The 12,274-nt window shown below is 66.2% G+C and carries 10 protein-coding genes; 6 read left to right on the forward strand and 4 right to left on the reverse strand.

From position 1 onward, the window contains the following. Positions 1-644: 644 nt before the first annotated feature. The 5 genes from PYR91_RS13500 to PYR91_RS13520 all read left to right on the forward strand — a co-directional run bounded on the left by PYR91_RS13500 (position 645) and on the right by PYR91_RS13520 (position 6,234). The gene (locus PYR91_RS13500) at positions 645-1,991 is read left to right on the forward strand and encodes a recombinase family protein (RefSeq protein WP_279780050.1); all 1,347 of its coding nucleotides are present in this window, start codon (positions 645-647) and stop codon (positions 1,989-1,991) included. Between the two features lie 18 nt (positions 1,992-2,009). Then, positions 2,010-2,678, forward strand: coding sequence for a DUF2637 domain-containing protein (locus PYR91_RS13505; protein WP_279780051.1), 669 nt, complete (start codon positions 2,010-2,012; stop codon positions 2,676-2,678). Between the two features lie 1,267 nt (positions 2,679-3,945). Next, complete coding sequence (locus tag PYR91_RS13510) at positions 3,946-4,134, forward strand: hypothetical protein (RefSeq protein ID WP_279780052.1); 189 nt, start codon at positions 3,946-3,948, stop codon at positions 4,132-4,134. Between the two features lie 38 nt (positions 4,135-4,172). Continuing rightward, a complete protein-coding gene (locus tag PYR91_RS13515; protein WP_279780053.1) occupies positions 4,173-4,517 on the forward strand; it encodes a hypothetical protein in 345 nt (114 codons plus the stop codon). Further along, positions 4,507-6,234: an NB-ARC domain-containing protein gene (locus PYR91_RS13520; RefSeq protein WP_279780054.1), complete on the forward strand. Its 1,728-nt coding sequence runs from the start codon at positions 4,507-4,509 to the stop codon at positions 6,232-6,234. Before PYR91_RS13515 ends, PYR91_RS13520 begins: the two co-directional genes overlap by 11 nt. A gap of 54 nt (positions 6,235-6,288) precedes the next feature. Here the strand turns inward: PYR91_RS13520 and PYR91_RS13525 are convergent, their stop codons facing one another. After that, complete coding sequence (locus PYR91_RS13525) at positions 6,289-6,849, reverse strand: hypothetical protein (RefSeq protein ID WP_279780055.1); 561 nt, start codon at positions 6,847-6,849, stop codon at positions 6,289-6,291. A 156-nt stretch (positions 6,850-7,005) separates the two neighbouring features. Here PYR91_RS13525 and PYR91_RS13530 point away from each other — a divergent pair, with 156 nt between their 5' ends. Beyond that, positions 7,006-7,176 (forward strand): hypothetical protein, encoded by a 171-nt coding sequence (locus PYR91_RS13530; protein ID WP_279780056.1) that lies wholly within the window; start codon positions 7,006-7,008, stop codon positions 7,174-7,176. A 23-nt stretch (positions 7,177-7,199) separates the two neighbouring features. On the opposite strand, the gene PYR91_RS13535 is transcribed toward PYR91_RS13530, so the two are convergent. From PYR91_RS13535 to PYR91_RS13545, 3 genes are all read right to left on the reverse strand, one after another. Next, positions 7,200-10,982 (reverse strand): tetratricopeptide repeat protein, encoded by a 3,783-nt coding sequence (locus PYR91_RS13535; protein ID WP_279780057.1) that lies wholly within the window; start codon positions 10,980-10,982, stop codon positions 7,200-7,202. 193 nt (positions 10,983-11,175) lie between these two features. Continuing rightward, positions 11,176-11,703: a hypothetical protein gene (locus PYR91_RS13540; protein WP_279780058.1), complete on the reverse strand. Its 528-nt coding sequence runs from the start codon at positions 11,701-11,703 to the stop codon at positions 11,176-11,178. A gap of 160 nt (positions 11,704-11,863) precedes the next feature. Continuing rightward, the gene (locus PYR91_RS13545; protein WP_279780059.1) at positions 11,864-12,250 is read right to left on the reverse strand and encodes a hypothetical protein; all 387 of its coding nucleotides are present in this window, start codon (positions 12,248-12,250) and stop codon (positions 11,864-11,866) included. Positions 12,251-12,274: the final 24 nt, after the last annotated feature.

Below are 12,274 nucleotides of genomic sequence, written 5' to 3' on the forward strand. Positions count from 1 at the left end.
CGGCGACGGCGCGGCTGGCCACCTCCAGTGTCCGCGTCCACGCGGCCAGGTCTCCGGGCGCCGGGGTGACGCGCGGCGGGCGGTGCTCGCCGCGGTGACGCAGCGGCCGGGTGGGCACCGCCTTCGATGGCGAGCGGTCGGCCACAGGTGCGGCACTCCCAGCGGTCGGCCTCACGCCAGGGCATGGCACGCAGACACCGGCGCATCACACCTCGGCGCCGGAGCCGGGGGCGGCAGGCCGAGAATCGCCGCCAGGCTCGCGGTCGGCACACGCAACGCCCGGCTGACCTGGATCGGGGGCAGCTGCCCGCGATGGATGGCGTTGTAGGTGGCGTCCGAGCTGACGCCGGACGGCCGTTCGTGCTGGCGGTGCCCACCAGCGCCGCCAGGCGCTGGTGCCATGCCATTGCCGCGTGAGGTGGCAGCGCATGTCCGTCCGCACCTAACCTGCATTCAGCCCCGTAGGACCTCGCTGACATGACCATCGACCGAGGAAATCAGCGCGTCAAAGGTGCTGCCGTCCAGCTCGACGGGCCGTCCCGCACCTTGGACGCTGAAGTTGACCTCGACGAGGTACTTGCCGTAGTGAGCGCGGAACGTCCACCGGGAGCACCCCATGCTCAGGCTGGTGGGTGACCGGAGGCATGTCCATGTTCGGCGGGATCAGTAAGGGAGAGCGGAACCGGATCAAGACACGCGTGCGCGCGGCGATGGCGGCTCAAGCGCAGGTAGAGGGACGCTACCTCGGGGGCAGGCCGCCTTACGGCTATCGCCTGGCGGACGCCGGCCCCCATCCCAATCCGAGCAAGGCCGCCGACGGCAAGCGGTTGCATCGGCTGGAGCCGGACCCGGTCACCGCTCCGGTGGTTCAACGCATCTTCAGGGAGTTCCTCAATGGCAAGGGCCTGCTTGCCATCGCTGAGGCACTCACCCGCGATGGCATCCTGTGCCCCTCCGCGTACGACCCCGCCCGAAACTCCCATCGCAGCGGCGTCGCGTGGTCAAAGTATGCAATTCGCGCGATTCTGCTCAACCCCCGCTACACGGGACGACAGGTATGGAGCCGACAGCACAAGGACGAGGTCTTGATCGACGTGAATGACGTTGGCCTGGGTCACATGACGAAGCTCCGCTGGAACAGGTCGGAGAACTGGATCTGGTCCGAGCGGCCGGCTCACGAGGCTGTGATCGATGCGGAGTGCTTCGCGACGGTGCAGGCGCTCCTCACGGCTCCCGGGACTCCTCAAGGTAAGAAGCCGCGGGCGACACCCCGTCCTTACGTCTTCCGTGGCCTGCTCTTCTGCGGTGAGTGCCAGCGGCGGATGCAGGGCAGTTGGAACAACGGCAAGCCCCACTATCGCTGCGTCTTCCCCAAGGAGTACGCCCAGGCCAGCGGCGTGCCGCATCCTCGCTCGGTGTATGTCAGAGAGGAGTTGATCGTCGAGCCGTTGGACGAGTGGCTTGCTACTGTCTTCGACCCCGGTCGGCTGCCGGAGACGATCCGTGCGATGGCTGCCGCTCAACTCGCCGACGATCACCGCTTGGCTGCGGTCGAGTCCGCCCGCCAAGCCGTCGCCGACTGTGAGCGCAAGCTCGCGGGCTACCGCGCGCTTGTGGATGCGGGAACCGACCCCGCCGTGGTCGTCGGCTGGATCACTGAAACGGAAGCCCGCCGGAAGGTCGAGCAGAGTCGCCTTAAGGAGATCTCTGCCTCCATGCCGAAGCGACTCTCTGAACAGGAGATTGCCAACATCGTGAGCGCCCTCGGCGACCTTCGTAGACTCCTTCGCAGCGTTGACCCGCACGACAAGATGCAGGTATATCGCCAGCTGGGCCTACGGATGACCTACGAACCAGGCCGGAAAACAGTGATCGCCCGGACCGAGGTCGGGCGATCATGTAGCAAAGTGTGTCCAAGGGGCGACACCCTCGATAAGTACATGCCGTTCAGCGCCTCCACCACGCTCGTTCTCCCCGGTTGGGAGGGCTGAGCAACCATGGAGCCGAACATGCGGGCGGTGCGTCGCATTCAGTGCACGACGGTCACAGGGGTTCTCCTCCTCGCGGGCATCGCGGCGGTCGTGTCGTTCCGCCACATGCACGAACTCTGTCTTCGCCATCGTGAGGATCAGCTCGCGGCGGTTCTCATCCCGCTCGCAGTCGACGGCGCGATTGTCGTCGCCTCGATGTCCATCCTTCTGGCCAACCGGTACGGTTGCCGCGGTGGGTTCCTGGCCTGGGCCATGTTGCTAGTCGGCAGCTTGGCCAGTCTCGGAGCCAACATCGCCGTCGCGGAACCGAGTGTGATCGGTCGCATCATCGCGGCCTGGCCGAGTGTGGCTTTGATCGGCAGTTATGAGCTCCTGATGTCCCAGCTTCGCCGAGCCTCCGGTCGGAAATCCGCTGTCGTGCAGGACGAGGTGCCAGGGGACTTGGACCTTATCAGCGGCAATGACCACGATTCCTCAGAGCAGGCGGGTCCTCATGAGTGCGGAACGGGAGATCTCCGTCGAACCGCTTGGCAATGGGCCCTGGCCAACCGCCTTCCTGACGGGGCGCTCCCATCTGGTCGAGCCATCGCTGAGCAGTTCGCGCGGAGCGCTCGGTGGGGCCGCTGGATCAAACGCAGAGGCATGGAAGGGAAGCTCGCAGAGCAAGACCACTCCGCTGCCGCCTGACAGATCGCCCGTGCCCAATCCACGCTCTGGCGAGTTCACGTCTAACGGGATACTCCCTCCCGTTCTTCAATGCGATAATCCCTCCTACGGTGGAGGGCTCTTCCCCGCGGAATGAGGAGCACCGCTGAGAAGGGTCATGTAGGCCATCTGGAGTAAGAGACGTGAATGGGGGGGCGCGTTTTTCACAAGTTGCCTGGTTACCGCTGAGCCGTAAGTGCGGTGTAGGCGGCGCGGGAGGTCTTCAGGGTGTGGGCGTCTGCGGGGTGTAGCCGCTGGTTAGCTTTGCGTGAGGGCTTCGTAGGCGGTGGAGCGGCCGATTGTGAGGATGCGGCGGCTTCGGTGACTGAGATGCCGCCGTCGATGAGGCCGAGCAGGGTGGCTCGTTCGGCGGGGCCGATGGCGCGGGGGCGGCCGGTCTTCTTGCCGGGCAGCATGGCGCCGGTGGCCTCACGGCGCTTGGCGGCGGTGATCCCCTCGGCCTAGCGTTCGGCCCGCAGTTCCAGCTCGTACTCGGCGGCCTCGGCCAGGACGGCGAACATGAACCGGCCCTTTTGGTGTCCAGGTCGAAGTTCTCGGTCCGGGACACGATCTTCACTCCTGGTCGCGCAGTTCGCTGACCACGGTCCCTAAGCCTATGAATCGGCGGGGGACTGGAGCGGCGGGCCATCCCGCTGCATGAAGCCACGCTGGCCGCCTGTGAGCGGGTGCTTGGCGGTGACCATCCCGACAGGCTGGCCTTCCGCAACGGCGTACGGGTAGCAGGGCGGCGAACTGGTCACACTCGCCAGCGTGGCCTCGTGCGACCTCGCACCAGTATGAGTCGACCCCGGTGGCAGCCGGGGCCGGACTCGAGTCGCGTGATACCGGATCCCATTCCCCGAGATCATCGCGAGCGGAGACCATGTTGGATCTCCTGGCACCCAGGATGGGCTCTCATGGCCACGGCCGCTAGATGGCCGGACGGGCCTGGACAGTCCGGGACACCTACAGCCAACACCGCATTGATGGCATCAGCATTGATCACCAACAACCAAGCATGGGCACCTCGACGCATCGGGGCACTCTGGCGGACTGTCCACAGCCGTTCAACACGAAACATATCCGGCGAAAAGTGATCAGTCGCTTTTCCTGCTTGGTACACCAGTTCATGATGAGAGGTGCGCTCGGTGAGGTCCAGAAGACTCGGTTGGCAGGCCGATCTTCATCACGGATACCCGCCGAACACGTGATGCCGGATCCCATAACACCGAGAGTGAGTCCCCAAATGATGAAGATCACGCTGTCCGTGGACGGCAAACTCCCACGAATAAGCGCCCTCCTTCAAGCGGGCACCGCGGCGGCCGCCGTGTACTACGCCGCTGCCAGCCACAACGTGGCCATGCCCGACTCGATCGAACTGGCCGTCATCGCGGCTTACGGACACCTCGCGACGTTCATCGCCGCGAGCCACAGCTAACGGCCGTCAGGATGCCCCCAGGCGAACCGGACCGGCGGTTGATCGCGGACGTCAACGGGCACGACATCAAGCCCGACCCCCTGCAGGCAAACACCCTTGAGGAACTTGCGGACCTACTGCGCGCTTTCTGGGAATGGGCGGGACGGCCGTCATACCGCGACGTCGCCAGGGCCTCCGGCAACACCTTCTCCAATGGAACGGCTGGCAAAGTGCTTGCTGGCCCATCTTGCCGAGCTCCCTTCAAACTGGAATATGTACAAGGCTGCATCCGCGGCTGCGGAGGGGATGAGGAGGAAGTGCGCCGCTGGACCACGGCCTGGCGCAAGGTCTCCAACGGTCGCCCATCGCTGACTCTCACCACCGGGGGCGGCGATGGCTACTGACACCACACCCTGCACCCCATTCGCCAACACGCCTGATCCGACGTCGGTGACCTCCGAGACGCAGTACATGGAGGCCATGCACGAACTGCGTATCTCCGTCGGCAACCCCTCGCTCCGCGATCTGACAGCGCAGGCCAACCGATGGAAGCGAGGATCGCTACCCAGATCGACACTCTCGGCGATGCTCACCCGCAGTACCGTGCCGCAACGATGGCCGATCATCGAGGCCTACCTGCGGGCCTGTGGCCTGGACAATGATCAAGCGATCAAACCCTGGAGGCGAGCATGGGAGCAGATCACCCACGGTAAGATTGCGCACTCGCCAGCCCTTGCTTCGCGCGAATTCTTGGCCCCCCGCCAGCTTCCGATCGGCGTCAGCAGCTTCATCGGCCGCAACCACGAATTAGACCAGCTCGACGCTCTAGCTGACGGCGGTTATCCAGTGATGGTGATCCAGGGCATGCCTGGCGTAGGGAAATCGGCCCTGGCGCTGCACTGGGCGCACCGCCGCACAAACGAATTCTCCGATGGTCAGATCTTCATCAACCTCGGCAGTCACTCCAGCCGAGGGGCAAGGCTGTCAGCGACTGAGGCCCTCGGCCAGGCCTTGCGAGCACTCAACGTGCCCGACGAACGGATCCCCGCTGGACAAGACGAGCGTGCCGCCCTCTTCCGGACCCACCTCGCCAACAGAAGAGTCCTGATCATGCTCGACGACGCCGTTGACCCCGACCAGATCCGGCCACTGTTGCCTGGCACGCCCACCTGCACAGTACTCGTCACCGCCCGCGCTGGGATGCACGACCTTGTTGTCCACCAGGATGCCCGGGCTCTCGCCCTCGACCCGCTCCCTCCAGCCGAAGCCCTCGACCTGCTACGTGCAGTCGTCGGCCCTGACGAAATCGCAGCCGAGCCCGAAGCGTCCAAGGAACTGGTGAAGTTGTGCGGGCGGCTGCCCCTGGCGCTGCGGATCGTCGCCGCTAGGCTCCACACAAGCCACCACCGGCAGACCATCGCCGATGCTGTCATCGCACTCCAAGAGGTCAAAGGAGAGGAGCTAGGCGAAGCGATCGAAACCATTTTCGACCGATCTTACGCAGGGCTCACTCCTGAATCGCGACTGGCGTTCCGGCTTCTCGGCCTGATCAAGGGTTCCACCTTTACATCCGAGGCGGCCACAGCCCTGCTGGCCGTCGAACTCCCAGTCGCACGCCGCCTCCTCACTCACCTCGCCGACGCCAGCTTGATCCAACCCACCGCACCAGATCGGTACTGCCTAAACGATCTAGTGCGCGTTTACGCCCACAAGCTCACCTTGGACGAGGACGATGACCGCGCGCGAACCGCTGCGCTCGTACGCCTGGCTACCTGGTATCTCAGCAAATGTCGGGAGATCAGCGATCTTCTCACGAGCGAGAGCAACCGCCCACGGCCGATCCTCGACTGGATCGTTAAGGAACGTCCCAACCTCATCGCGATCATCATCCATACCCACGAACTCGGTCAGTCCCGCCTCGCCTGGGACCTCGCCGACGCCGGCTACGATCTCTTTGACCTAGGCCGCTACGCCAGTAACTCTGGCGAAGTACGGCGTGAAGCCGAGCGATATCTGGCCTTGTGCCGTGCCATCGACCACCCACAAGCACACGCCAGAGCCCAAGAAATTCTCGCTGCCCTCTCACGCCCTCGGTGCGCAAGCCGGACAGAAGCGTCGTGATACCCGGCCGCCACTGGAAGGGGGTCTTGAGCGACAGGGTCGCTTGCCGAGCAGTCATGGGCCTCGCCAGAACAGGTCGGCCGCGCTCTGCCCAGGCGTTGTTGTCGCCGCACGGAACCCCGCAAGGAACCGTGGATCTGTCGGCGATCGCGTCAGCCGGCACGGCCGGGGGAGAGCGTCGCGGCATGCAGTCGAATACGCCAATTCGACTGCTGGCACCGCCCGATTCCTTTCCTGCCCTGCTGAACGGTCGAACCTGCCCGAACCACCGGAGGTGTCCAGGTAGTGCTGGGTCTCATTCAGCCACACCACGGTGCACGGGCCGATCCAATACAAGCCGGCCAGCACCGCCTCGGGCCGGCCGGGGGTGATCGGGTGCTGCAGCCGCCACGGCTCACCCAACCCCTGGACGGCCTCCCACAGCGCGCGGGTCTTGCCGGTGGAGGACCCACCGACCAGCACCACGATCCGGCTTGCCCCTGCCTGCGCTTCGGCGACGATGCTGGCTAGTGCCCGGTCGTGATCGCGGGGCAGGTAGGTGGGCAGCTTACTGAGGCCGGCTGCGCCGATGCTGACGTCGATTGCCGGATGCACCTCCAGCGCGATCGGATCCACCTCACTGATCGGTCGTCCCAGCCGTCTATCTGGGCTGCGGGGGCCGCTGGTTCGGCGCCGGGCAGCGGGCAGGCTGGGGGGCGGTGGCGTTCGACCTCACCATGCGCTCGCCGCCAGGCAGCCATCGTCCCCAGCACCACATCAGGGTCACGGCCGTTGTCGATTTCCGAAGTCGCCTGCATGAATGTCCACAGTTTCCTGCATGCGGCTGGGTTGCTGATCCGGCGGCCTCAGGTGCGAGTGCCCGACGCCCGCACGAAGGTCGCCGCCCTCACCGACCGCGAACGCGGCATGCTCGTCCTCCTCGCCGCCAGGCTCTTCAAATAGACAACATCACACAGGCGCTTGCATCATTCATCCGTTCGGTTCGCAGCCCGTAGGTTCGTCAGTCGCTCGCGGGCCCATGCCTCGTCTCTGAGGGGAATAGCAGCCCATGGGTGCAGCAGTGTGATGGCCTCCTCCACCCGGCCCTGCCTGGCCAGCAAGTCCGCCAGCCTGCCGGTGGTCGACTCTGAACCGATGTGGGCGAAGGGGCGTAGCAGTGTGATGGCCTCCTCCACCTGGCCCTGCCTGGTCAGCAGGTCCGCCAGCAACCTAGTAGCCGACCAGTCGCCAGCGGCGGCGCGAGAGCGGAGCTCGTCCACCCGACCCTGCTGAATAAGCAGAACCGCCAGCTGCTCTTGGGCCCACGCGCCGCGGTCGTCGGCGTGGGGGCGTAGCAGTGTGATCGCCTCTTCTACACGGCCCTGGTCGGCTAACAGGTCCGCCAGTCGGCCGGCGGCCAGCCAGTCGCCGTCCTCGGCGCGAGCACGCAGTTCATCCACCCGGCCCTGGTCGGCCAGCAGGTCCGCCAGCCGGCGGGCGGCCAGCCAGTCGCCGTCCTCGGCGCGAGCGCGCAGCTCATCCACCCGGCCCTGGTCGGCCAGCAGGTCCGCCAGCCGCTCGGTTGCCGTCTGGCGCTTGGCATCAGCGTGGGGGCGTAGCAGTGTGATGGCCTCTTCTACCCGGCCCTGCCCGGCCAGCAATTCCGCCAACTGCTCTGCGGCTTCCTGGCCTTGACGCTTGGCATCGGCGAGGGGGCGTAGCAGTGTGATGGCCTCTTCCACCCGGCCCTGCCCGGCCAGCAAATCCGCCAGTCGGCTGGCGGCCACCCTGTCACCGGCGTCGGCGCGAGGATGCAGCAACCTGATGACCTCATCTATCCGGCCCTGCTCAACAAGCAGATCCACCAGCCGCCCAGCGGCCTCCCGGTCGCCGGCCTGGGCGCGAGCGCGCAGCTCATCCACCCGGCCCTGGTCGGCCAGCAGGTTCGCCAGCCGGCGGGCGGCCACCCGGTCGCCGGCCTGGGCGCGATGGCGCAGCTCATCTATCCGGCCCTGCTCAACAAGCAGATCCACCAGCCGCCTAGCGGCCTCCCTGTCGCCCGCGTCGGCGCGATGGCGCAGCTCATCCACCCGGCCCTGCTCAACAAGCAGCTTGACCAGCTGCCCGTTTCCTAACCAGCTGTCGCGAGCATCGGCGTGGGGGCGCAGCAGCGCGATGGCCTCATCCACCCGGCCCTGCCGGACCAGCAAGTCCGCCAGTCGCTCGGCGGCCCACGCGTGGCCAGCGTCGGCATGAGAGCGCAGCAGCGTGAGGGCCTCACCTCCCCGCCCCTGCTTGGCCAGTACCCCGACCAGTCGCTCAGCGGCCTGCCAGTCGCCGCCGTCGGCGCGATCGCGGAGTTCGTCCACCCGACCCTGGTCAGCAAGCAGGTCGACCAACTGCTCGGCGGCTTCCTCGTCACCAGCTTCGGCGTGGGGGCGTAGCACTGTGATCGCCTCCTCCACTCGCCCTTGACTGACAAGCAACTCCGCCAGCCACTCGATGGCGGCTTCGTCGCCGTTGTCGGCGCGGGGGCGTAGCACTGTGATCGCCTCCTCCACTCGTTCCTGCCTGACAAGCAATTCGACCAGCCGCATGGTGGCCATCCAGCGGCGAACGTGCGGGTACAGCACGGTGATGGCCTCATCTACCCGCCCTTGTCCAACAAGTAGATCGACCAGATACTCGGCGGCCTTCCAGTCGTCGGCATCGGCGCGAGCGCGGAGATAATCGGCGCGTGTGGCGGCAGCGAGGTGGGTTTGCACGAGGAGGTGACGAAATTGCCAGCCAGTCCCAGCTTGGCGCAGCACACCACGCAGGTGCGCATCCTCGAGGAAGCGCCACAATCTCCAGGGCAACAAGCCGCGGGCCACAAGTGACAGATGGGTTAAGCGGTACCGAATCCAGGTCCGCCATCCAGCGGCTAAGCCGGCGTTGGCACCGGATACAAGCGCCGTGACGAGGACGGCCACCCTCGCATCCAGCGCGTCAGGTATGAAAGCGATGGCTAGGCCCCCAATCAGCGCACCCGCAGCGGCGTACTGTATGGCGGTCCTCGTGGCCTCACGATGGTTGGCGCGCAGTGTTGCGCGGGGTCCCACCCGGTATCGCGCCAACCGTCTGTCGAATGTCCAGCCGCCCAGCCCTCTTCTGCTGGTCTGTGGGAGGGCGGGCCAGACCAGTAGCGCGACCGCTGACAGTGCGGTGATCAGACCGAACAGCGGTGCAGACAGCGCCAGTCCCGCCAGTATGGGCCCGGTCGCGGTGAAGGCGATCCGCAGCAGCTGTAGTCGGCGTCGGGAAGTCGAACGGTAGGAGGGTGGGTAAGATTCGGGCCACAGTGGCCGCCACAGGTCCAGCGTGTTGACGGCCACCAGTAGCGCGGCGGCCGCCGTGGCAGGTAGGCCCATTGTGAGGCCCGCACCAGCGGCGGTGAGGATAAGCGTGACTACGCTCGCAGCTTTCGCGATGCGGGGACGTACCAGATCGGGGGACAGTTCCCACCACCACCAGTCCACCCGGCCCTTGTGGTTGAGCTGGAAGGCAAGGCAGGCAAGCCAGCGAGCCTGCCGAGGCGCGTAGCGGTGTGGCAGCCCTCCCTGCGTGACCGGCCGATCAGACTTATAGGCGTTGCTGATGAAGCCATCGATCAAGGCAGCCTCGACGGCGGAGGTGTCGGTGAGGGTGACCAATTCGCCGGGATTGGCGTCGGGATTGGTGTAGGCGTCCCGTGCGAGTGCGACCATCAATGGGGTGGACAGCACAGCTGCCAGGGTGTCCTCAGGGTGGGCGTGCAGGTGCTCGAAGAGCTGCTGCCAGCGGGCTTGGGCCCCTGCTGGCGACAGGAACTTGATAGCCTGCTCAGCGGTGACCGGCTGCAGTTCTACTACCGCAGCCCGGGCCAGCTCCGTTCCGGCGTCGACGATGGCCTGCTGGTATTCACGGCTGCGGCAGGTCACTACCAGGCCCCGGCCGGTCCCGATGTAGGCGTTAAGCTCGCTGAGCGCCTGTGGGCGTAGCTGCTCGGGCAGCTCATCCAGGCCGTCTAAAATCGGCAGCAAGTACCGCTCAGCGATCAGCGCCCCGGCCAGCGTGGGCTCATCATCGCCATGCTGGCTAAGACGCGGATAGTCCTCACCGAGGCGGCGGGCCAAGAACGTACGTAGGGGCTCGGCCGCGGGATTCCAGGAAGCGATCGGCACCAGCGTCGGCACTGGCGCCGAGACCCGCTGCTCTGCGGGCAGGCTCTGGCGATGCTCAAGCAGGCCTAGGGTGAGCAAGATCGCCAGTACGCTCTTTCCTGCGCCAGGCTCACCCAGCACCACCAGCCGTCGGTGCGGCAGGTCCAGGAATGCCTGCACGATCTCCTCTGCGTGACCGCGCAGCGGCAGCAGTTCCCAGCTGGCCTCGGCCGGGCCATCCAGCACTAGGGCTCGGTCGGCAGCCACCGGTCGTCGCGTTGAGCACCAGCGCACCTGCAGCGGCACCGGGTCCTGCAGGCGCCGAAGTGCCGCCTCGTCCCCCCACTGCTCGCCGACTCGTCTGGCCACCCAGTCCGCGACCCGCCTCAGTTCCCCGACCTGGCTGGCCTGGCTGCGCCGCTCGCGTAGCTCGATGAGGACCGCACCGACGATCAGCATCCCGGCTAGCACCCAAAGCATGGGCGGCCACCAGGATTGCTGAACCTCAAGGGTGCCGGTGACCAGGTTGACCACTGCGGCCAGGGCGGTCGTCACCAGCACCACCACGATTGAGGAGGGCCTGCGCACCTGCGCATTATCACCTTTAGCGAACTGATTGGCTAGCAATACCACCAGAAGGCATTGCGGCTGGGATATCTACGCCAACTCGGGGCTACCGGCCAGAGCAAGGAAATTCGACGTTTTGCGCAGAACATGACAGCGATTCCTGCGGACGGCGAATCGGGATCATCGTCAAGATGCTTCGCGATCTCCTCGCGGATCAGAATTCCAATTCGACGAGGGAGATCGCTTCGGCGCCCATCGTCTCGCGATAACCCCCGAGCCTCCCCATGTCAGCCCGGCTAAGGAACGAGCAAGGAATACCGTCCTCCCGAAGCCGGACGAGGACGGCTTGTTCGACCGCGTAGGCTGCGGCTCCCCTAGGCATTGGCAGGCGCTTGTACACCTGCCACCCCAGTCGCTGGAACCCTGCGAGTCTGGCAGTAGCAAGACCGGTGAGACCTACCTTGTGTGCGCCGAACTCGGGGTGCGCCAGCTGGACCTCATCCAGCCTGAACACCGCCCCGCCCGCTCCTTTGGACACCAGCGCCTGGCGGCCACCGTTCTCCAACGCCCGCCGCCGGCTGAGTGGCTGACTTGCACACCGTTCGCCGGCGGGGCACATGCCGGATTCGTCCCGGATGTCGGCGAAGGAGACCTGGGCGACGCCCTTGACGAACGTCACGGTGCCGATCAACCCGGTGAAGTCGGTGCGAGGACTGCGGATCTCGAAGTAGCGCATGGTCATGGTGGCGGGGGTCCCTGCCGGTAGGCCTTGATCGAGTCGGAGTCGATGAGCCATCCGCGCGCGTGCAAGGCGATGTGCCCGCACGCGGCCGGCGGTGGCCAGGCGCCGCAGGTGCCGGGGCGAGAACTCCGTTCCTGCGCCACCTGGGCGACGGTGGCCATCATCGTCGGCCATGGGAGCGGGGGGCGGCGGCCTGTTGAAGGTCGCGGACGAAACCGGATGACGCCCGGGGGATGGGTCCGCCGTCTTCCCGGGGCTCGCGGGTCAGGGCGCGCATCAGGACCCGCGCGTTCGCTTGAGCGCTGATCACGCGGCGGCGAGTGGGAGGTTCAGAGCGGTTGGTGACTAGGCGTAGCAGGCGGAAGGCGCGTTTGCTGAGGCGGTCGCTGCCGTACAAGGCGGTGGTGAGGACGCACGCCACGACCGTGGCAGGTGCCGCGGTCAGCATGATGCCGATCACCGGATGGATGGCCAGTCCTGCGGCGGGTGCGATTACGGCGGCCGCCAGTGCGGTGTAGCGCTTTAATTGCGATGGTGATGCGGTCATGGCACGATCTCACCGCTGTGGCCG

This window comes from Sphaerisporangium sp. TRM90804, from assembly GCF_029846175.1.
Lineage (GTDB): Bacteria > Actinomycetota > Actinomycetes > Streptosporangiales > Streptosporangiaceae > Sphaerisporangium.